The organism is Ruegeria sp. EL01 (genome assembly GCF_900313035.1).
In the GTDB taxonomy this organism is placed as follows: domain Bacteria; phylum Pseudomonadota; class Alphaproteobacteria; order Rhodobacterales; family Rhodobacteraceae; genus Ruegeria.
Window position 1 is genome coordinate 33655 of record NZ_OMPS01000044.1, and the last position, 20708, is coordinate 54362.

Below are 20708 nucleotides of genomic sequence, written 5' to 3' on the forward strand. Positions count from 1 at the left end.
AAACCTGAGAACCGTGTCGCCGACCCGCAGCACGGTTTTCAGAATTTCTTAACATATGCTCCAACTTTCTGCGATACTTTGAGGTGGAGCCATAGCCGCCACCAAAACAAAGGGCCACGAGATGGAGTTGAACAGACGCAGAGCTGTGCAATTGGGCACCGCAGCCACGTTTGGTGCAGCCCTTCCCAGCAGCGCCATTACAAATCCCGATCCGAACCGGGGTTTTGAGGCGGCGCATCAGAATACAATAGCCCGCCTCAAAAGTGTGTTTTCAGAACTGGGTTTTGCAGAGACCCCGCCTTTGTCCATTGTCACCGCAGATGACACTTACAATGGCGGCCTGCGTCATGATTTTGACCAATCTACCCTACCGCCCGAGGCCTTTGTTGTTCAACCGCTGGCCCGCGTAGGGGATGTTGCGGAAAAGGATCGCCCAGACATTCTGCCCCTGTTTCACGAAATCGGCTGTCATCCAGCCCACGACACGGACGGTCAGGTTGCCACACGCCTGATGGTACGCACTTTGACCGACACCCTTGGTCTGGACCCGGCGCGCATTGCGTTTGTCAGTGTGCCGCAATCCACCAATATGCGACCTGTTCTGGACGAATTGGGCCTGTCTTTTCCGGAAAAAGTCCTGTTGCGGGACGAGGTCGAAGCACTGGCCGCACGTGATGCCTCAGGATACTTCTTTCCTGATCCCTTTGGCGAGGACTACCTCGTGACCATGGGCGTTTACTATCGCGTCGGTGATACAGATGAAGCCGCTCCTGCGGCCTATCCGCCGACGTCCAGCTGGACCGAAATCGGAGAGATCGTCATCGCGGGCGATGCCGCACCACTTGGGATTTCGTTAGGGGCTGAACGGCTGACTTTTGCACTGACCGGGCTGTACCCAACATGGGATCAGCGTTTGGCATTGCTATTTGCGCAGGTCGATCACGATAGTGCCGGAGGCTTGGAGCCGCCGGGACTCGCTGCGTTCAGGTAAAGGTTTGGTCGGGCCTAAAGACCCAGCACGTCCACCATATCATAGTGACCCGGCGCCTTGCCCTGCCCCCACAACGCAGCCTTCAACGCGCCGCGTGCGAAGATGGCACGGTCCGAGGCCAGATGGCGCATCACGATCCGCTCGCCCGGTGCGGCAAACAGAACATCATGCTCTCCGACTATGTCGCCGCCCCGGATGGCGTGAAACCCGATGTCGCCACGCTTGCGGGCTCCGGTCATCCCATCGCGACCCCGGTCCGAGACATCGGCCAGATTGACGCCCCGCCCCTCAGCCGCCGCCTCGCCCAACATCAACGCTGTACCCGACGGTGCATCAACCTTGTGGTGGTGGTGACCTTCGATCACTTCGATATCAAAATCCTCGTCCAGCGCGGCTGCGACCTTTTTGGTCAGTTGGACCAGCAAGTTGACCCCAAGGCTCATATTCCCGGCCCGTACGATCACCGCGTGGCGCGAGGCTGGTTCAAGCGCGGCGATCTGTTCATCCGTCATGCCAGTGGTGCCGATCACATGCACGCAGCGCGCCTGCGCCGCCAGCGCCGCAAACTCCAGCGTTGCCTCGGGGGCCGTGAAATCGATCACCGCCTGCGCCTGTGCAAACGCCTCAAGCGGATCGTCGGTCACGGTGACGCCTAGTGCCTGACCGCCCATGGCTTCGCCCACATCCTGACCGATCCAGTCATGACCCTTGCGCTCGACCACTCCGACCAGTCGTGCCCGATCGCTATCAACTACGGTCTTGATCAGCATCTGCCCCATACGGCCCGAAGCCCCTGTGATGACGATCCCCGGAACATGGGTCATTGCGCTGGTCCTTCTTGTCAAATTCGGCTCAAAGCCTCCTACCCGGTTCGGGGCCGCTTGGCAAAGCCCAGCTTTGCGCTTAGATCGGGGTTTATGGCTAAGAACAAATTCCACGATGGCCCCGGCCCATCCCAAAGACAGCTACGTGTCGGCGAACTGATCCGCCGTACACTGTCCGAAGTGTTGGCGCGCGGCGACGTCCACGACCCCGACCTGAACCGTATGTCAATTACTGTTGGCGAGGTGCGTACCTCGCCCGATCTGAAGATCGCAACCGCCTATGTGCTGCCGTTGGGTGGCAAAGGCAAAGAGGATGTGATCGAGTTGCTGGCTCGTAACAAACACGAATTGCGGCGCATGGTCGGCAAAAAGGTTGGTTTGAAATTTTCGCCCGATCTGCGGTTCCGCCTGGATGACACGTTCGACCGTCTGGATGACACCCGCCGGATGTTCAATCAGGACGCGGTGCGCCGCGATCTGGACGAGTGATCCGCACGCTTGCGATTCTGGGCGCTGTCTTCTGGGCGGCGCAAGCTTCGGCGGTCACTTGCGAAAAGCTGACCCACGAGGGCAAGCGGTACACCATCTGCGAGGTGGATGCCGCAAGTGAAGACTTGCGCTTGTTTCTCAAGGACAGCAACGACGAGCTGCTGGGGCATTTCTCATCCGTGAACGAAGCGCTGGAGCCAACAGGCAAACGCTTGGCCTTTGCCATGAATGCGGGCATGTATCACGACGATCGGTCGCCCGTCGGGCATTATGTCGAAAACGGTCAGGAGCTTATGCGGGTGATCCCCAACCCTGGCCCTGGCAATTTCGGCCTGCTGCCAAATGGCGTCTTCTGTATCCGCGACGACCGTGCGGATGTGATCGAGACACTGGAGTTTATCGATGACAGCCCCGAGTGCCGCTTCGCCAGCCAATCCGGCCCGATGCTGGTGATCGACGGAGAGCTTCACCCGCGTTTCCTGCTCGATTCGACCTCTCGCTATGTCCGCAATGGCGTTGGGACCAGCGAAGATGGAACGCGCGCGGTGTTTGCCATTTCTGAGGACTACGTCACCTTCCACGAGTTTGGCAGCCTGTTTCGAGACGTGCTTGAAACACCAAATGCGCTGTTTTTTGATGGCAACATCTCACGCCTTTACGACCGCGCCGCGAACCGGTCCGATGTCGGGTTCTCGCTGGGTCCCATTGTCGGCGTGGTCCAGGATATTCCCTGACATAAATCTAGCCTGTCATGCTAAATTGACAGCGCCCGACCGATCCGATAGGTCGCGCGCCTCAGTAAGATTCTAGGTGCAAGATGGGACGCAAACGCAAGGGTCGCGACATTTCCGGTTGGCTGGTGGTGGATAAGCCCGCGGGCATGACCTCGACCGCCGTGGTCAACAAGGTGCGTTGGGCGATGGACGCCAAGAAGGCTGGACACGCCGGCACGCTGGACCCTGAGGCGACTGGCGTTCTGGCCGTGGCGTTGGGCGAAGCCACAAAGACCGTTCCCTACATCACCGACGCCCTGAAAGCCTACACGTTCACTGTCCGTCTGGGTCAGGCGACCAATACCGACGATGCCGAGGGCGAAGTTATTGCCGAGAGCACGGCGCGGCCGTCCGACGACGACATCAAGCAGGCGCTATCACCCTTCATTGGTGAGATCATGCAGGTTCCGCCCAAATTCTCGGCTGTTAAAATCGACGGCCAGCGCGCTTACAAACTGGCCCGCGACGGAGAGGATGTGGAACTGACCGCCCGCCCCTTGTGGGTCGAAGAGCTGGTGTTGGTCGACCGCCTTGACGACGATCACGTCGTGCTGGAGATGACATGTGGCAAGGGCGGATACGTCCGGTCCATCGCCCGCGATCTGGGCGCAGCGCTGGGATGCCACGGTCACGTCCGCGAGCTCCGCCGTATCTGGTCCGGCCCGTTCGAGGCCAAGGATGGGCTGAACATCGAGCAGATCGACGAGATGGCCAAAACCACAGCACTGGACGACTACTTGCACCCACTGGAAATTGGCTTAACCGACCTGCCCGAATTGAAGTGCACCCCCGAAGGCGCCACCCGCCTGCGCAATGGAAATCCGGGCATGGTTCTGGCCTCGGACGTGGAATATGGCGACGAAGCTTGGGCCTCGTTGGATGGTCAGGCCGTCGCGGTCGGCATCTACAAATCTGGCGAATTGCATCCTAGCCGGGTGTTCGTCAGCTGACAGCCGTGCTAGGCGAATCTCATGATCACCCGTACGCACACCAAGGGCGACGCGCCCTCGACCGCCGTCTATTCCGATTGCGAGAAATACCGCTATAGCCTGACCCGTGTTTGGGACCAGCAAGGCCGCAAAGCACTGTTCGTGATGCTGAACCCATCGACCGCGACCGAAGTGCAGAACGACCCGACGGTGGAACGCTGCGAACGGCGGGCGCGAGCGCTTGGGTTTGGGGCGTTTCAGGTCACCAATATCTTCGCCTGGCGTGATACTGATCCACGCAAAATGCGCGCCGCTGCTGATCCGGTAGGGCCGGAAAACGATGCAGCTATTCTGGATGGCGTAGGCTGGGCCGATCAGGTCATTGCAGCCTGGGGCACCCATGGCGCACATCTTGAGAGGGGGCCGTCTGTAGAGCACCTGCTGCGCGAAACCAAGCAGCCCTTGTTTCATCTGGGACTGACCAAAGACGGCCACCCAAAACACCCCTTGTATATAGCCTACACGCAGCAACCCGAGCCCTGGGGGCGGTGACAAAGGGTTAACCACAACCTGAGCTATCCTTTGACCAAGGGGCTGAAAGCATGGGATATTCCACCCTCGGGGCAGCACGCTTTCGGAGGGTTCACATGTTTCTGGCCGGATTGCTTGGATTGGCCGCTGTAGGTGGCGCGGCTTACGCGGTGAGCGATATGTTTGTCGGCGACGAAGATGACGCAGACGACTCAGTCAACGATGACTCGCCAACAGAAATTCCCAAAGGAAACCTGCTTGAGGTCGGTGAAAATGTTGAGGATCCTGAAACAGAAGACCCATCTACCGGGACTGTGGTCTCTGAATTCGAAGGGGATCTGGTTATTGCCGGTGCGGATGGGATGGATGCGCTGACCGGACAGGACGGCGATGATCAGATCAATGGCTACGGCGGCGATGATCTTATTTCCGGCGGCTGCGGTGACGACGTGTTGCACGGCGGCGAAGGCGCTGATCTGGTGTCAGGCGGGCATGGCAACGATGTCCTGCACGGTGAGGCCGGTGACGACCAATTGGCAGGCGATGACGGCGACGACGATCTATACGGTCATTTTGGTGAAGATGAACTGGATGGCGGCGACGGAGCAGATGCGCTCTATGGTGGCCAGGGCAGTGACAGTTTGGTTGGCGGCGCAGGCGATGACGCGCTGCATGGCGGATTCGGTGATGACATCCTGGCCGGGGGCGCGGGCGCGGATGTGGTCTTTGGCGGTGATGGAAATGACGTGTTGTACGGCGATGACGCCGACGGCGCACCACAGGTCGATTTCCTGAATGGCGGCGCTGGAGATGATACGATTCTGGCCCAAAGCGGCGACGTCGCGACCGGTGGCGCAGGCAACGACAACATCATTTTGGACACTGATGAGGATGACGAAGAGGTCACGGTTATGGGTTTCCAACCGGGTCAGGACAAGCTTTTGATCACATGGGAAGATCCGATTGACCCGGATATCGAGATTGAAACGGATAGCGAGAACGCCAACTTGACACGCGTCATGATCAACGGTCAGGAGGTGGCACATCTGTATGGGGCTGAAGGTATAACAAGCACTGACATTCAGCTGATATCAGAGGCTGAACTGACGCAATACGGACAGACCGGCTGAGCCCGCAGAATCCTTTTGCTATTCGCTGGAAAAGCGCCTATACGCGCCCATCCGCATCGGAATCGGTGCGGTTTTCTCCATGGGCCTGTGCTGGACGACATCCCGGCCTGCGCCATTCACGCTAACCTTTTAAAGGAGACCCCGATGTCGATTACTGCTGACGAAAAAGCACGCGTTATGAAAGAATTCGGCACCAAGGACGGCGACACCGGTTCGCCAGAAGTCCAGGTTGCCATCCTGACCTCGCGCATCACCACCCTGACCGAGCACTTCAAGACCCACAAGAAAGACAACCACGGTCGTCGCGGCCTGCTGAAGATGGTTGCCCAGCGTCGTAAACTGCTGGACTACCTGAAGGGCAAAGAAGAAGCGCGTTACCAGGACCTGATCAAAAAGCTGGGTATCCGCCGCTAAGCGCGTTTTGTACGATTTGTGCAAGATCTGAGACCCGTTTTGTAGAACTTGTACGCCCGCCACATTTGGCGGGCGTATTCTTTTGCTCTTCCAGATGCACCATCTTGTGCGCAACCTGACTAAGGTCACGGAGTCGGTGCGCAAACTTAAAATACGCGCAACAACACGTTTCTCATCAAAATCTGCACAACTCGACCCGGGGAAGTGCGCATCTGGTCGTCACACCAGACGACATGAGATATTTGAGCGTAGATACCCTTGCCTGGTCCGCATTGGCGGCAACATCACTCATTCTGGCTGCCCAACCGCTGCAATGGCTTTTCCAAAGCTGGGTCAGCCCGGCCTACGGATCTTACGGCTATGTTTACGTCGTTCTGATCCTTGGTCTTGGTAGCGCCAGTTTGCTGAGCGGCAAGCCCGTAACAACGGGTGTAAAAGCGCCAGTCTTGCTGCTGTTGTTTCTGGCGGCCTTGATACGGTTGCTTGGGCAAGTTCTGGCCATCAACATTCTTAGTGCGCTGGCCCTTGCGGTTGATGTGTTTGCGCTGGTTGGCCTCTTGCGCCTGAACCAAAGGCCTTTTGCTTTGTCGCCCTTCTGGATGGCAGCGCTGTTCCTATTCTCCTTGCCGACCGAGATGGTTTTGCAGCGCACGATGGGGTTTCCGCTGCAAATGGTGTCGGCGGACCTGTCCTGCAAAATGCTCAAACACCTGTTTTCCGAGGTGATCTGTGACGGCGTTCGGATCACGTTGGAACAACGCGACATTCTGGTCGATCTCCCATGTTCCGGCGCATCGGGCCTGCTGCTGTCGCTGGCATTTGTCGTTGCCCAGAACGCGGTGATGCGTCCGCGCTGGCATATAGGCTGCCTCTGCCTTTTGGCGGCGATTTTCAGTGCCACGATCGGCAACAGTCTGCGGATTTCGCTTTTGGCGGTTGGTCTTGCAAATGATTTGAATGTCATGTCCGAGCCAGTGCATTCAGTCATCGGGTTGCTGACGCTTGGGTTAACGGTCCTGCCATTTGCCCTTTTCTACCGCCCCCACAGCGCAAACCCTGTCTGCTCCGGCCCGCAACGGCCCCAAAAACCAGCGGCGCCAAAGTGGATCAGAGCGTCATTCTGCCTGACCTACCTGGCGGGCAGCCTGGTCATCGTATCGATGAAGGCTGACCCGGTGGACGTTTCGACATCGGTCACACCCCCGATCCTGCCCACTCAGATTCAGGGGTTTGTGGCCCAAGACGTCCCGCTGACAAACATGGAGGCGTCTTACTTCCAAACCTATGGCGGGCAGGCGCAGAAGGTTCAGTTCGGCCCCATGGGTCTGAACGTGGTGAGCACCCGTGCGCCTCTGCGACATCTCCATGCCCCCGAGATTTGCCTGCGCGGTCTGGGATACACGGTTCGCTTCCTTGGCACCCGCTACGAGGGCGTTCCCAGCGCCTATTACCAGGCCACCGGCCCCGAGGGGGACCAGTGGTTGGTCGCTGTCAGCTATGTGGCGCAGTCCGGGCATGTCACGCCCAGCGTTGGCGAGGCGATCTGGCGCTGGATGAACGGATCCGGCGGAACCTGGAGCAGCGTTCAAAGGATCACACCATGGGCTTTGGACGCCACGCAGCGCCGCGACCTGGACGCGGCAGCGCTTGCCGCACTCGACATTCAAAACATCAAAGGAACCGATTTATGATACGTCAGATTGTTTCAATCTCGTTATTTGTGTTGCCCGGGGTCTGGGCTTCGCACCTCCAGGCTCAGACCACCGATGACATTGCCGGTCGTGTCATCGGGACAAGTGCCGCTGGGCAAATAGATATGCCCCTGCTGAAATCAGAACTGATGGTGGACATTCGGGGGGATCTGGCAACCGTTCAGGTTCGTCAGGTTTTTGCCAACCCGTCAGATACGCCGATGTCGGCTGAATACCTATTTCCGCTGAACAAGAACGCGGCGATCTATGCCATGCAAATGCAGGTGGGCGACGAGGTGGTCGAGGCCCGGATCCAGCACAAGGCCGAGGCGGAAGAGACGTTCAAGGATGCCGAACAATCCGGCAAGGCAGCAGCGCTTTTGACCCAGCATCGCCCCAATATGTTCACCCAGAACATCGCCAATTTGATGCCCGGACAGCCCATCACCGTAACCTTGAGCTATGTTCAAGCAGTTCCCAAGATCGACAACGCCTATGAGCTTGTTCTGCCGCTGGTCGTCGGACCCCGCTACGAAGGCAGCACCCCGGGATCAGCATCCGCTGAAGAGTTCTATGGATCGGACGATCTGGTAATTGACACCAATGTTCCGAACGGCGGTTGGCAGGTCGCCAAAGTGCCGGAGTATCCGCCGGTTGTGGGCCTGACGATCCCGGATGAGATCGACATGGAACGCGTGTCGCTTGACCTAACCCTTGAAGCCGCCATTCCGGTATCTAGCCTGACCAGCCCCACCCATGATCTGAAAACCGAACAGACGGAGAGTTCGGTTCAGGCAAGTTTTCTGGCCGGGCGTGTCGTCGACAACCGCGATGTGATCCTGCGTTATGAACTGGGCGGCGATGATGTGACCGCCGGTGTCCTGTCGCATCATGATGATCGCGGTGGTTTTGTCTCATTGATGATCGAGCCGCCGAATGCTCCCGACCCTGATCAGATCACCGCGCGCGAGCTTGTTTTTGTTCTGGATACATCCGGGTCAATGGGCGGTGCGCCGCTGGATGCCAGTAAGCGGTTTATGCAGGCCGCTCTCAGGAGCCTTCGGCCCGAGGACTACTTCCGCGTGGTCCGGTTTTCCTCGGACGCGACCGAGTTCTCCACCGATGCGGTTCCCGCAACCGTGGGCAACAAAAAGGCCGGGCTTCGGTTTGTACGAAATCTTCGCGCCTCGGGCGGGACCGAGATCGACAATGCCATCCGCACCGCATTCGCAACCCGGCAACCGGACAATACCCTGCGTGTCGTTGTTTTCCTGAGCGACGGCTATATCGGCGACGAAGCGACGGTTTTGCGCACGATCCGCAGGCAGATCGGCGACGCCCGCATCTATGCCTTTGGTGTGGGGACCGCGGTCAACCGCTATCTGCTTGATGCCATGGCCGACGAAGGGCGCGGCTACGCGCGTTATGTCGATCCTACGGATCGCGCAGATGATGTGGCCGAAACCCTGGCTCGCGATCTGAAATCGCCGGTGTTGACGGATATCTCGATCGACTGGGGCGAACTGGACGTCACGGACGTCGTCCCGCACCGCATCCCTGACCTGTTTGATGGCGGATCGGTGCGTGTGTTGGCCCGCTACAATGACGGCGGACCGGCAAATGTTCAGATCAACGGTCTGGTGCAAGGGCGCAAGGCTGCGATGCCCTTGTCGCTAACGCTGCCGACGGAATCCGACCCTGAAAACGATGAACCCAATGGTGCCTCTATCCCATTAACCTGGGCCCGGTCACGCATTGCGGATCTGGATCGCGCCATCGCGGTACAAGCCGGTGACGAGGCCACATTGAAGAAGCAAATTGCCGATCTGGGGCTGCGTTTCAGCCTGCAGACGCAATACACATCTTTTGTCGCCGTTTCGAAAGCCATCGTCAACGAAAGTGGAACACCGATAAAGAAAACCGCCGTGCCTTTGCCTCAGGTTGCGGGTGTCAGTGCCGCAGCATACCCCAAGACCGGGTTCAGCGGATCCTCGACCCCCGAGCCGCAAACGTTGTTTGGCATCTTGACCCTTCTGGCCCTTGCGACCCTGCGACTAACCGGTCCGCGGAGGAAACACGCATGAGGGGGGTTCCGTACAAACTACAAACCGACGCGTGGTGGCTGGATGGTGACATCAACTGGCGCACGCCGCGACGGCACCGCCAGCCCGACGTCTCACTTGACCGCGCCGACAGCAGTATGATCTGTGATCGGCACAACAGCGCAAATTCAACGGCAGACACCCATGGCGAACCACATCCTTATCGTAGATGACGATGCCCGTATTCGCGATGTCGTGCGCTTTGCCCTGGAAGACTCGGGCTTCCAGACGACCGAGGCCGCAACCGGGCTGGACGCGTTGGAACGGTACTCCGATCACCCTGCCGATCTGATTGTGCTGGATATCGGCATGCCGGATATGGACGGGTTGGACACGTGCAGGGAACTGCGCCGGACATCCTCGGTACCCGTGCTGTTTCTAACCGCGCGCGATGAAGAGATTGATCGCATTCTGGGCTTTCAAACCGGGGGCGACGATTATGTCACCAAACCGTTCAGCCCGCGCGAGTTGGTGTTACGGATCAAGGCCATTCTGGCGCGGGCGGCTGCGCCGACCCAGAAAGACACGGCAACGGTCTATCAGGATTTGCGTCTGGACGAGACCGCCCATCGTTGCACCCTCGCAGATGCCGAGGTTCAACTGACCGGTATCGAATTCGCGGTACTGTCGATCCTGGCAAAATCGCCGGACCGGGTCTTTTCGCGATCGCAGCTGATCGAGCTGGTCTATGGGCAAAACACCTACCTCTCCGGCCGCACGGTAGACAGCCACATCCGCAACATCCGACAAAAAGCACGCATACTTGGCTATCCGGACCTGATCCAGACGGTTCACGGGGTCGGGGTCAAGCTGGGCGATTGCCAGTGCTGACGGTCACGCGAAAATGGCGCCCATCACTGGCTTTGGTGATTTCGATGGTTTGCCTGTGCCTTGTGGCATTGCCGATTGTCGGCGTGCTGGGGGCCCGGCTGTCCAGTAATCAATTCGCGCGGGAAACCGAAAGAAGCCTACTGGCGCAAGCCGCTGTATTCGCCGAGGTCTATGCCAAAGCCTTTGCTGAACACCAGCCCTCACCGCAGATTGGGCACGAGATGTCACCTGAACACATCGCGTTTCTTGCGCAGGACTATCACCCCATTCCACCCACGTTGGATTTGTTCCGCGGGCAGGTATCGCCCCCCCGGCCAGATCCGGTGACCACGTCGGATGAGGTCGCGCGCCCTTATGCCAGGATATCCGGCACGCTGTCGCGTCTGGCCGCGAAGGCCAAGAAAACCACGCTATCGGGTTATCTTTTCCTGGACCATTCCGGTCAGATCATTGCCAGCAGTGGGTCCGTAACCGGGTCCTTTGCGCATGTCCCCGAAGTTGCGCAGGCCTTGCGGGGAGAAACCGGGACACTGCTGCGGTACCGCGACGATCAGACCAAACGACATGTGATGAATTCGTTAAGCCGGGACACCTCGTACCGGGTTTTTGTGGCCCACCCTGTCGTGTTGAACAACCGCGTCATTGGGGCCGTCTACCTGTCGCGGACGCCAATGGACCTGCGGAAGTTCCTGTTTCAGGAACGGTATACGCTGGGGTTGTTGGCGGTTTTCATGGCGCTGTCAGCGGCATTGGTCGGCGCGCTTCTGTGGCGTCTTATTTCGCGCCCGATCCATGATCTGAGCAGGCAGAGCAGAGATGTTGCAAGCGGGGTGAAACAAGTCCCAAGCCCAGTACGCCATTACGGCGTTCAGGAACTGGCAGATCTGGGCGACAATGTTGTGTCCATGGCGTCAACTTTGTCCGAGCGGTCTGCGGCAATCGAAACCTACACAACCCACGTAACGCACGAGCTGAAATCCCCCGTCACCGCCATCATCGGGGCGGCGGAACTGCTGGCCGACAGCAATCCGGATATGGCGAACGACCGGTATGAAAAGCTGGTGTCCAACATCCAGGAAGAAGGCCAACGCATGAACGCGCTTCTTGGCAGGCTCCGGGAATTGGCCCGAGTCAGTGTACAGATCGACCGAACGCCTACGCCGCTTGCGGACATGGTTGCGGCAGCCTCGGTCGAGTTTAGCGACTTGAAGGTCGGTCTGCAGGCTGACCCGGATGCATGCCTTCCGTTGTCGAAAGACCAGGCTCAGATCATTTTGCATCATCTTTTTCAAAATGCACTGCAACATGGCGCGACCAACATTGAAATGACCTTTGATGCCGCGTCACACAGCCTGTTGATTGCTGACAATGGCAGCGGGATTTCCCAGAAAAATCGCGCCCGCATTGCGGAGCCTTTCTTCACAACCAGACGAGATGCAGGCGGGACCGGTATGGGCTTGGCCATCGTCACAGCGATACTTGATCAGGCTGGCGCGCGGATCGAAGCATTGCCGGTTGAATCCGGCGCTACGTTTCGATTGGAGTTTTGAGACCCAGCAAAAGCACCGTATCCCGCCAACACACTAAGGCTGACCAAGATCGAACACCCGAGCCAAAGCCCTTTACGCTTTGATCAGGGCAAGCGCCTGCTGGTGCAGCTCTGGCGTTGAGGCCGAAATGATCCGACCATCCGAGGACAGTCCCACAGGCTTACCCGCCCAGTCGGTCACCACACCACCGGCGGCTTGCACCAGCGCCGAAACCGACATGAAGTCGTAGGGCTGCAGATCATAATCGAACACCACATCGATATGACCGGCCGCCAACAGGGCATGCGGATAACAATCATACCCAAATCGGCGGGTTTGCCCGGATTTCATCAGGCGATTAAACAATCGTGGTTCGTTCTGAAAAATCTTGTCGCCTTCGTTGACGTAAAGGATTGAGCGATCCAACTGGGTGGTGTTTGAGACGGATATTGAGTCAGCATTTAGCCACGCACCTTTCCCTTTCACCCCCAAGTAAACCTCGCTCAAGGCTGGCATGGCGACGATGCCAATCTGAGGTTCGCTATTTTGCAACAGCGCCAGCAAGAAGCCGAACAAGGGATGGCCGGACAAGAAGGACCGGGTGCCGTCGATCGGATCGACGACCCACAGATATTCACTGTTCAGCCTCTTTTGCCCGTATTCTTCGCCATAGACACCGTGGTCAGGGAAATGGCCTTCCAGATAGGCAAGCACAGCTGCTTCGACCGCCTTATCCGCCTGGGTCACCGGGCTTTCGTCGGACTTGAAGGACACATCCAACGAATTGCGAAAATGATCCATCGCAACCGCTGAGGCAATTTGGGTGATCTGTTTTGCATGCGCGCCGAAATCGGCGAGCTGTCCCAGATCCTGAAGTTCGATCGGATCAGGGACAGGCAATGGATGCCCGCCCTGTGAAGACAGTCTTGTCATAGTTTGACGCGCTGCATTTTGGGATCATAGAGGGCCTCCAGCTGTACGTTGGCCGCGACACGTTCCGTTGCAACCTCCAGTTCGTAGTCACCAGATAGTATGTCGTTGGACGTAACACCATCCGGATCGCGCACATAGCCGTAGCCAATCGATTTGCCGACCGTATATCCGTAGCCGCCAGAGGTCAGCCACCCCACCCGCTCGCCGTTGCGATAGATCGTCTCGCGGCCCAGCAGAACGACATCGGGATCAACGGTAAAACAGGCCAGCATCTTCTTGACGCCCTCACTTTTTTGCCGCTCGGACGCAGCACGGCCCTTGAAATCGGTATTCTTGCGCAGCTTAACCGCCCAGCCGAGGCCGGATTCAAACGGCGTGTGATCCGGGCCTATATCTGCCCCCCACGCGCGGTAACCTTTCTCCAACCGCAGGCTTTCAATCGCGCGGTACCCTGCATTGACCAGCCCGTGCGGTTTGCCCGCCTGCATCAGCGCATCATAGACGGTTTGCGCGTACTCGACCGGCAGGTGCAATTCCCACCCCAGTTCACCCACATAAGTTACGCGCAGTGCTTTGACCGGGCACCCGGCGATGCCAATGGTGCGGATGGTGCCGAACTTGAACCCGTCATTCGAAACGTCGTCTCTGGTTATCGCAGACAGAATATCGCGCGCTTTGGGTCCCATCAGGGACAGAACCGCGTTAGACGAAGTGATGTCGAACAACTGGCAATTCAAGCCTTCGGGAATGTTGCGGTTGATCCAGTCAAAATCATGGGTGGCGAACCCAGTACCGGTGACAATGTAGAACTCGTCATGCGCCACGCGACCGACGGTCAAATCGCATTCGATGCCGCCCTTGTCGTTCAGCATCTGGGTATAGACCAGCGCGCCCACCGGTTTGTCCACGTCATTGGCGCAAATCCAGTTCATGGCGGCCAAAGCGTCTGGACCTTTCAGCGAGAATTTCGCGAATGAGGTCTGGTCGAACAGAACCGCCGCCTCGCGTGCAGCTTTATGTTCACGGCCCACGGCAGTGAACCAGTTCTGACGGCCAAAGCTGTATTCGTCCTTTGCAACCTCGCCCTGTGTCGTGTCCGCAAACCAGTTGGGGCGTTCCCAGCCCAGCTTTTCGCCAAAACAGGCGCCCTGCTGTTTCAACACGTCATACAAGGGTGATTTCCGGCAGGGGCGGCCCGAGTCATGTTCTTCATGTGGCCACGCCATGGTGTAGTGCTTGCCATACGCCTCGATCGTGCGGGTGCGCACCCAATCCGTGTCGAAATGCGGGCGACCAAAGCGGCGAATGTCCGCAGACCACAGATCGAACGGAGGCTCGCCCTTGGCGGCCCATTCCGCCAGCACCATACCGGCCCCGCCACCCGCGGCGATGCCGAAGGCGTTAAAGCCTGCGCCAACGAAAAAGTTCTTGAGCTCGGGGGCTTCGCCGACGATGAAGTTACCATCTGGGGTAAAGCTTTCGGGCCCGTTGGTCAGGGTCTTGATCCCGGCCGTTTCCAGCGCGGGTACGCGGTCAAGTGACAGCTCCATGAGCTGTTCGAAATGGTCGAAATTGCTGTCCAGCAACGTGTAGTGAAAGCCCGTTGGGATGCCGTCCTTCGCCCAGGGGATCGGGTTGGGTTCATAGCCTCCCATAACCAGCCCGCCGACCTCTTCCTTGTAATAGGTCAGCCGGTCCGGATCACGCAGGGTTGGTAAGTTGCCGGGAACGCCAAAGGGCTCGGTTACCATGTATTGGTGCTCCATCGGCACAAGCGGCACGTTGACACCAAATCGCGATGCAAAATCACGGGTCCACTGACCGGCGCAGACGATGACCTTTTCGCATTCGATGCGCCCATGTTCGGTGACGACAGCGCGGATCTTGCCGTTCTCAACCTCCAAATCAGTGACTTTGGTATCCTCGAATATCTTGGCACCTGCCATGCGGGCACCTTTGGCCAGCGCCTGCGTGATATCGGACGGGTTTGCCTGCCCATCCGTGGGCAGGAACGCGGCACCAATGACGTCAGAGATATCCATCAGCGGCCAAAGATCCTGTGCCTCTGTTGGTGTCAAAAGCTGCATGTCCAGACCAAAGCTATGGGCTGTCGTGGCCTGACGCTTCACCTCGGTCCAGCGTTCTTCGTTACAGGCTAGACGCAGCCCTCCATTCATCTTCCAGCCAGTCCCAAGCCCGGTTTCTTCTTCGAGCTTCTTGTAAAGGTCCACCGAATATCCCAGCAACTGGGTGATATTGGCATTCGAGCGTAGCTGACCCACCAGCCCCGCCGCGTGAAATGTCGTGCCCGAGGTCAGCTTTTTGCGTTCCAGCAGAACGGTGTCGGTCCAGCCCATTTTGGCCAGATGATAAGCGGTTGAACAACCGATGATACCGCCACCAATGATGACCGCTTTTGCAGAAGAGGGGAGTTCTGTCATGTCTGTCCTCAGGTATTTTTGAAATCTGCCAGGGCCGTGCGAAACCGCACGAGGTTCTCGGCTGTGTAAGCCGCGTAATCAAAGTCGATGTCTGATGTGAGTTGCGAAACCATGCTCCACATGGTTTCCCGCAACAAAGACGCGCATTTCATCGCGCTATAGCGGCGGCGTAGGACATCCGTCACAGGAGCCTCAAAGTAGGTCTCCAGCATCCAGTCTTCCTGCTGTGACGACAGCCCGTTATTCGAAGCCAAACCACCCAGATCGAACAGGGGAGAGTTGAACCCGGCATAATCGAAATCGATCAGCCACAATCGGCTTCCATCATCCAGAAAGTTGCCACACAGCAGGTCATTGTGGCCGAACACAATGTCATACGGCCCGGCCTCTTGTTCCAGGTGGTTGCCCGTCTCCACAAGTTCGGGCACCAGCGACAGATGCGAACTGCCGCGATCCTTCAAAGTGGCGCCGTAGTCGCGGATGACATGAAAGACCCAGAACACCAGCGACGGGCCGCGCAGATGTTTGGGAACGTCGTGATGACATGATTTCACCAGATCCAGAACACGCGGCAGCATATCGGGCTGACGCACGTCCTCTTCGGTCAGCGTGCGGCTTTCGACATAGTCCAGAACCGTCAGATCATCCGCCGCATGAACCACCGCCGGTGAAAGTCCCGCAGCGTGCGCGGCCTTGTTAGCCGCCAGTTCGTTAAAGCACATGACCTGATGCAAAGGAATATCGGCGCCGACACGCACAACGAATTTGCCCGCCGCGTCCTGAACCAGGTAATTGACGTTGGTAATGCCACCTGTCAGCGGTTCGGCTGTGATATCGCCCTCCCAGATGGGCAAGGCCCGGATGCGAGTCATCAGATCGGATTGGCTCATCTCAACTCTCCAGTCCAAAGCGGATGCGGGCCTGACGGGCACCGGCATTGATCAACCTGTCGGCGATGATGGCAATGAAGGCGATCGACAGCCCCGCGACCAATCCGCGGCCGGTATCTGCCTTCGTCAGTGCAATGTAGACCTCCTGACCCAGATCGCGCGTGCCGACCAGGGCGGTGATCACCAGCATGGACAGGGCCAGCATGATCGTCTGATTGATGCCCAACAAAATCTCGGGCAAGGCCATCGGTAGTCGGATATGACGCAGCAGCTGTCTGGGGGTACAGCCCGAGACCAGCCCGGCCTCGATCAGATCCTCGCTGACGGATCGCACCCCATGGGCGGCATAGCGCACCGCCGGGGCCAGCGCGTATAGCACGATGGCAATCAGCGCGGTGAAATCCCCGACGCGAAACAGCATCACCACCGGGATCAGATAGACAAAGCTGGGCAAGGTTTGCAGCGTGTCGATCAGAAGGTTGATCACCGTGCCCGCGCGTTTGTTGAGCGCTGCAAGGACACCCATCGGAACCCCGATCACCGTCGCCAGAATAACCGACGCACCGCATAGGTAGACCGTAACCATTGCCTTGGCCCACAGGCCCGACAACAGGATCAGCGACGCCATACCGCCACATAGTAGCGCCAGCCTCCAGCCACCCGCATGCCAGCCCAGCAGGGTCAACATGGCGATTGCCCAAGGCCACGGGATGCCCAGCAGAACCTTTTTGATCGGGATCATGAACCAGTTCAGGAAAAAGACTTTGATCGCTTCGAACGTGTCAAAGTAGTTCACATTCAGGTATTTGACCGTGTCATCCCAGAAGGCGCCGGTGGTGATCGTCTGGCTTTCGGGATATTCCAGCAGCAGAGGCGAGAACTGTCCAAGCACCCAGGTCAGGACCAGCAGGATCAGAACCAGCGTCGTGCGGCGATGTCTATACACCCAAGCGCCGGTAGCGGGTTTGTGTACCTGCCCCATGCGCTCGGCAAAGGCCTGGCTTAGCCGGTCGACAGCGATGGCCAGAACGACGATGGCGATGCCGGCCTCGAACCCAGCGCCGATATCGAGGCGGCGCAACGCGGCCAGAACGTCAAATCCCAGTCCGCCCGCACCAATCATCGAGGCGATGATGACCATGTTCAACGTCAGCATGATCACCTGATTCACGCCGACCATCAGGCTGTGACTGGCCGAAGGGACAAGAATTCTCCACATCAGTTGCCGTTTGGTGGTGCCTGCCATACGACCAAAATCCAGAATTTCCGGGTCAACCGCTTTCAACGATAGGGTGGTGATGCGCACCATCGGCGGCGTGGCATAGATGATGGTTGCAACCAGTGCCGAGATTGGGCCGAACCCAAACATAAACAGAATGGGCACGAGGTAGGCAAAGATCGGGATCGTTTGCATTAGGTCGAGAATGGGCGAGATGATGCGTTCGAACGCCGGGTGGCGATAGGCCAGAATGCCAAGCATCAACCCGCCTCCCGCGCCAATCGGCACCGCAATCAAGACCGATGCGAGCGTGACCATGGCGCTGTCCCATTGGCCAAAGATCGCAAGATATATGAAACAGCCGCCGACCAGTATCGCCAGGCCCCAGTCACGGCAATATTGCCCCAGCGCTATGACCGCAGTCGTCACCACGATCCAGCTGATCGCGGGCAGAAGAACCTGCGCGTCATTGCCCTGTCCGCGAACAAACCCGTCTGCCAGCAAGGACAGAACAAGATTGTAGGGTTGTTCGATGGCCCAGGCGATGGCCCGTGTCACATCAGTAAAAGAAACCGGCCCGATGGCAGCGTCTTCGATCAACCACGCCATGGCAGACGAGATATACGTCTTGAAGGGGATCACCCAGGCCAACGGGAATTTGGTCAGCCATCGGGCGTCCAGCGACTTGGACAGGTCACGCCCGAAATAGCCCAGCAGGATTGTAAAGATCACCAGAGTCAGAATAACGACCTGATTTCGGGTCAGACGCATCATCCGGGCTCGCCTTGTCCAAACAAAACATGCGCCACGGCTTTGCGGTCGATTGAACCGACCACCTGCCCAGCATCATCAGATACCGGCAAGGGCGCGTCCGCGGCGATGATCCGCTCGGCGACTTCAGACACTTTTGTATTCAGCGGGATGGGCTCACCTTCACCGCGCAGTTCGCGACTCATCACGCCACCCACGGTCAGGACCTTGGATCGCGGGATGTGGTGGGTAAATTCCGCCACGTAGTCCGTGGCCGGATTCATCACCAGATCTTCGGGAGTGGCGATCTGGATCACTTCGCCGTCTTTCATGATGGCAATTCGGTCGGCGAGGCGAACGGCCTCTTCAAAGTCGTGGGTGATGAAGACAATTGTCTTGTGCAGCCGTTCCTGCAGTCGCAGAAACTCATCCTGCATTTCGCGTCGGATCAACGGATCAAGCGCGGAAAACGGCTCATCCAGAAACCACAGGTCCGGCTCTGTCACCAAAGAACGGGCGATGCCCACACGTTGCTGCTGCCCGCCGGACAGTTCACGCGGGTAATTGTCCTCGCGTCCCTCAAGGCCGACCAGTTCGACCACCTCACGCGCCTTTGCCTCGGCGTCCGGTTTGGGAACAGCCTGTATCGTCAGCGGGAACATGACGTTTTGCAGAACGGTCAGATGCGGCAACAGCGCAAAATGCTGAAACACCATGCCCATCTTGTGACGGCGAATTTCGATCAACTCGGCCTCGCTGGCGTGCAGCAGATCAACTCCGTCGAACAACACCTCGCCGCCCGTGGGCTCGATCAGACGCGACAAACAGCGCACCAAGGTGGATTTGCCCGACCCGGACAGCCCCATGATGACAAAAATCTCACCCTCGGCAATTTCGATATTCGCGTTGCGCACCGCCCCTATGACACCGGCCGAGCGGATATCTTGGTCGGTCGGATCAGGGGATCGCTGCAATAAAGACGCAGCATTTGCACCGTAGAGTTTCCAAACATTACGGCAGGACAATTTCGTCTTCGGAGTCATTTTGTATTCCGGTCGAAAGGCTGGAAAAGGACCGGGGCGAGAGAGAGGATGCCTGCCCCGGCCGTACGGATTACTTCGAGACCCAACCGGACCAGCGGTCTTTGTTGGTCTGCATCCAATCCGCAACCACAGTGTCGATTTCGACGCCGTCAAGATCGGCCTTGCCGACCATTGCGCTCATCTCGTCATTGTTGATGTTGTAGGCTTCTATGATGTCGTAAGCGCCGGGCCACTTTTCCTGCAGACCTGACCAGGCCGCCTTCCAGATGGGACCGCGGGGCTTGCCACAATCATAGGCCATATTCGGGTTCACACCGACTGATGGATCCGAATAGCATTCCGCAGAGAACGGCGGGAATTCGACAAATTCGCCATCATATTTTGCCGGAGCCCAATGAGGGACATAGACCCACAGCATGATTGGATCTTCGCGCTGGTAAGCGGATTCCAACTCGGCAAACAAGGCGGCATCGGTGCCTGCATGGACAACTTCGAACTCCAGCTCCAGCGCTTCGACACGTTCTTCGTCAAACCCGCCCCAGGTTACCGGGCCACCTACGTAACGGCCCATCGGGTCGGTTTCAGCTGTGGCGAATTCTTCCGCGCAGTCTTTCAGCGCCTCCCAATTCGGCAGGCCGGGGCAGCGGTCCTTCATGTACGAGGGGTACCACCACTCTTCAATCGCCATCAGCCCGGTTTCGCCCACATTGACCACATTGCCGGTGGAGGTGGCATCGTCCAACGCTTCGCGCCCGGTGGTTTCCCAGATTTCCATCGCCAGATGCAGATCGCCCGTCTTGAGGCCCGCAAACTGCGCAATGTAGTCGGCTTGCACATATTCAACGTTGTATCCCGCCTCTTGCAGGATCGATCCCATGATCTTGGTGTTAATCAACTGGCCGGACCAGTCGTGCAGGGTCAGCTTGATCGGATCAGATGATTCCGCCGCCCAAGCCGCAGTTATCGATGTCGTTGCTGCGAAGGCGAACGCCCCCAAGGCACTGATTTTCCGTGTCATCTCTTGCTCCCGGTTGTGGCTTTTTGTGTGTATTATTCTTTTTATTGGAATCAGACTGCGGAAAATTTGCACATCAGTCAACTAAAACCACATAATGTCACAAAGTATCATTTAAAAGCCTCGTAAATTTGGGTTTCGGCATCAAAAGTTAGGCTTTTTGTTGCATTTTGCCACAGCGCT

General features: G+C 58.0%; 19 protein-coding genes. 12 read left to right on the plus strand and 7 right to left on the minus strand.

From position 1 onward, the window contains the following. The first annotated feature begins 121 nt into the window (after positions 1–121). The gene (locus D9K61_RS18265) at positions 122–991 is read left to right on the plus strand and encodes a hypothetical protein (RefSeq protein ID WP_162946957.1); all 870 of its coding nucleotides are present in this window, start codon (positions 122–124) and stop codon (positions 989–991) included. Positions 992–1005: 14 nt separating this feature from the next. Here the strand turns inward: D9K61_RS18265 and dapB are convergent, their stop codons facing one another. Beyond that, entirely contained in the window at positions 1006–1815 is an 810-nt protein-coding gene (gene dapB, locus D9K61_RS18270; RefSeq protein WP_120634635.1) for a 4-hydroxy-tetrahydrodipicolinate reductase, read from the minus strand. Positions 1816–1908: 93 nt separating this feature from the next. Between dapB and rbfA the strand changes: the two genes are divergently transcribed. The 11 genes from rbfA (at position 1909) to D9K61_RS18320 (ending at position 12255) form a co-directional block, all read left to right on the plus strand. After that, the gene (gene rbfA / locus D9K61_RS18275) at positions 1909–2304 is read left to right on the plus strand and encodes a 30S ribosome-binding factor RbfA (protein ID WP_120634636.1); all 396 of its coding nucleotides are present in this window, start codon (positions 1909–1911) and stop codon (positions 2302–2304) included. Further along, positions 2301–3038, plus strand: coding sequence for a phosphodiester glycosidase family protein (locus D9K61_RS18280; protein WP_120634637.1), 738 nt, complete (start codon positions 2301–2303; stop codon positions 3036–3038). The genes rbfA and D9K61_RS18280 overlap by 4 nt, the downstream gene beginning before the upstream one ends. Before the next feature lie 83 nt (positions 3039–3121). Then, positions 3122–4027 carry a tRNA pseudouridine(55) synthase TruB gene (gene truB, locus D9K61_RS18285; RefSeq protein ID WP_120634638.1) on the plus strand — a complete coding sequence of 302 codons (906 nt, stop codon included), beginning with the start codon at positions 3122–3124 and terminating at the stop codon, positions 4025–4027. A gap of 21 nt (positions 4028–4048) precedes the next feature. Continuing rightward, positions 4049–4558: a DUF1643 domain-containing protein gene (locus D9K61_RS18290; protein ID WP_120634639.1), complete on the plus strand. Its 510-nt coding sequence runs from the start codon at positions 4049–4051 to the stop codon at positions 4556–4558. A gap of 50 nt (positions 4559–4608) precedes the next feature. Beyond that, the gene (locus D9K61_RS18295) at positions 4609–5667 is read left to right on the plus strand and encodes a calcium-binding protein (RefSeq protein WP_254055820.1); all 1059 of its coding nucleotides are present in this window, start codon (positions 4609–4611) and stop codon (positions 5665–5667) included. Positions 5668–5811: 144 nt separating this feature from the next. Then, positions 5812–6081, plus strand: a complete 270-nt coding sequence (gene rpsO, locus D9K61_RS18300) for a 30S ribosomal protein S15 (protein WP_120634641.1) — start codon at positions 5812–5814, stop codon at positions 6079–6081. 233 nt (positions 6082–6314) lie between these two features. Beyond that, a complete protein-coding gene (gene xrtT, locus D9K61_RS18305; protein WP_120634642.1) occupies positions 6315–7772 on the plus strand; it encodes an exosortase T in 1458 nt (485 codons plus the stop codon). Beyond that, complete coding sequence (locus D9K61_RS18310) at positions 7769–9856, plus strand: VIT and VWA domain-containing protein (protein WP_162946958.1); 2088 nt, start codon at positions 7769–7771, stop codon at positions 9854–9856. Before xrtT ends, D9K61_RS18310 begins: the two co-directional genes overlap by 4 nt. Next, entirely contained in the window at positions 9853–10047 is a 195-nt protein-coding gene (locus tag D9K61_RS27030; RefSeq protein ID WP_162946959.1) for a hypothetical protein, read from the plus strand. Before D9K61_RS18310 ends, D9K61_RS27030 begins: the two co-directional genes overlap by 4 nt. Continuing rightward, the gene (locus tag D9K61_RS18315) at positions 10019–10705 is read left to right on the plus strand and encodes a response regulator transcription factor (protein ID WP_120634644.1); all 687 of its coding nucleotides are present in this window, start codon (positions 10019–10021) and stop codon (positions 10703–10705) included. Before D9K61_RS27030 ends, D9K61_RS18315 begins: the two co-directional genes overlap by 29 nt. Continuing rightward, complete coding sequence (locus D9K61_RS18320) at positions 10699–12255, plus strand: ATP-binding protein (protein ID WP_120634645.1); 1557 nt, start codon at positions 10699–10701, stop codon at positions 12253–12255. The genes D9K61_RS18315 and D9K61_RS18320 overlap by 7 nt, the downstream gene beginning before the upstream one ends. Positions 12256–12327: 72 nt before the next feature. On the opposite strand, the gene D9K61_RS18325 is transcribed toward D9K61_RS18320, so the two are convergent. From D9K61_RS18325 to D9K61_RS18350, 6 genes are all read right to left on the minus strand, one after another. Continuing rightward, positions 12328–13167: an inositol monophosphatase family protein gene (locus tag D9K61_RS18325; RefSeq protein ID WP_120634646.1), complete on the minus strand. Its 840-nt coding sequence runs from the start codon at positions 13165–13167 to the stop codon at positions 12328–12330. Then, positions 13164–15608: an FAD-dependent oxidoreductase gene (locus D9K61_RS18330; protein ID WP_120634647.1), complete on the minus strand. Its 2445-nt coding sequence runs from the start codon at positions 15606–15608 to the stop codon at positions 13164–13166. The genes D9K61_RS18325 and D9K61_RS18330 overlap by 4 nt, the downstream gene beginning before the upstream one ends. 8 nt (positions 15609–15616) lie before the next feature. After that, positions 15617–16498 (minus strand): phosphotransferase, encoded by an 882-nt coding sequence (locus D9K61_RS18335; RefSeq protein WP_120634648.1) that lies wholly within the window; start codon positions 16496–16498, stop codon positions 15617–15619. Between the two features lies 1 nt (position 16499). Beyond that, complete coding sequence (locus tag D9K61_RS18340; RefSeq protein WP_120634649.1) at positions 16500–18491, minus strand: proline/glycine betaine ABC transporter permease; 1992 nt, start codon at positions 18489–18491, stop codon at positions 16500–16502. Next, positions 18488–19510: a glycine betaine/L-proline ABC transporter ATP-binding protein gene (locus D9K61_RS18345; protein WP_120634650.1), complete on the minus strand. Its 1023-nt coding sequence runs from the start codon at positions 19508–19510 to the stop codon at positions 18488–18490. Before D9K61_RS18345 ends, D9K61_RS18340 begins: the two co-directional genes overlap by 4 nt. A gap of 70 nt (positions 19511–19580) precedes the next feature. Then, positions 19581–20528 carry an ABC transporter substrate-binding protein gene (locus tag D9K61_RS18350; RefSeq protein WP_120634848.1) on the minus strand — a complete coding sequence of 316 codons (948 nt, stop codon included), beginning with the start codon at positions 20526–20528 and terminating at the stop codon, positions 19581–19583. Between the last annotated feature and the right edge of the window lie 180 nt (positions 20529–20708).

What these genes read in the sequence shown, in the direction of transcription:
- D9K61_RS18265 (WP_162946957.1), top strand. Translation starts at nt 122, where the DNA reads ATGGAGTTGAACAGACGCAGAGCTGTGCAATTGGGCACCGCAGCCACG.
- dapB (WP_120634635.1), bottom strand. Translation starts at nt 1,815, where the DNA reads ATGACCCATGTTCCGGGGATCGTCATCACAGGGGCTTCGGGCCGTATG.
- rbfA (WP_120634636.1), top strand. Translation starts at nt 1,909, where the DNA reads ATGGCTAAGAACAAATTCCACGATGGCCCCGGCCCATCCCAAAGACAG.
- truB (WP_120634638.1), top strand. Translation starts at nt 3,122, where the DNA reads ATGGGACGCAAACGCAAGGGTCGCGACATTTCCGGTTGGCTGGTGGTG.
- D9K61_RS18290 (WP_120634639.1), top strand. Translation starts at nt 4,049, where the DNA reads ATGATCACCCGTACGCACACCAAGGGCGACGCGCCCTCGACCGCCGTC.
- D9K61_RS18295 (WP_254055820.1), top strand. Translation starts at nt 4,609, where the DNA reads ATGGGATATTCCACCCTCGGGGCAGCACGCTTTCGGAGGGTTCACATG.
- rpsO (WP_120634641.1), top strand. Translation starts at nt 5,812, where the DNA reads ATGTCGATTACTGCTGACGAAAAAGCACGCGTTATGAAAGAATTCGGC.
- xrtT (WP_120634642.1), top strand. Translation starts at nt 6,315, where the DNA reads ATGAGATATTTGAGCGTAGATACCCTTGCCTGGTCCGCATTGGCGGCA.
- D9K61_RS18310 (WP_162946958.1), top strand. Translation starts at nt 7,769, where the DNA reads ATGATACGTCAGATTGTTTCAATCTCGTTATTTGTGTTGCCCGGGGTC.
- D9K61_RS27030 (WP_162946959.1), top strand. Translation starts at nt 9,853, where the DNA reads ATGAGGGGGGTTCCGTACAAACTACAAACCGACGCGTGGTGGCTGGAT.
- D9K61_RS18315 (WP_120634644.1), top strand. Translation starts at nt 10,019, where the DNA reads ATGGCGAACCACATCCTTATCGTAGATGACGATGCCCGTATTCGCGAT.
- D9K61_RS18325 (WP_120634646.1), bottom strand. Translation starts at nt 13,167, where the DNA reads ATGACAAGACTGTCTTCACAGGGCGGGCATCCATTGCCTGTCCCTGAT.
- D9K61_RS18330 (WP_120634647.1), bottom strand. Translation starts at nt 15,608, where the DNA reads ATGACAGAACTCCCCTCTTCTGCAAAAGCGGTCATCATTGGTGGCGGT.
- D9K61_RS18335 (WP_120634648.1), bottom strand. Translation starts at nt 16,498, where the DNA reads ATGAGCCAATCCGATCTGATGACTCGCATCCGGGCCTTGCCCATCTGG.
- D9K61_RS18340 (WP_120634649.1), bottom strand. Translation starts at nt 18,491, where the DNA reads ATGATGCGTCTGACCCGAAATCAGGTCGTTATTCTGACTCTGGTGATC.
- D9K61_RS18345 (WP_120634650.1), bottom strand. Translation starts at nt 19,510, where the DNA reads ATGACTCCGAAGACGAAATTGTCCTGCCGTAATGTTTGGAAACTCTAC.
- D9K61_RS18350 (WP_120634848.1), bottom strand. Translation starts at nt 20,528, where the DNA reads ATGACACGGAAAATCAGTGCCTTGGGGGCGTTCGCCTTCGCAGCAACG.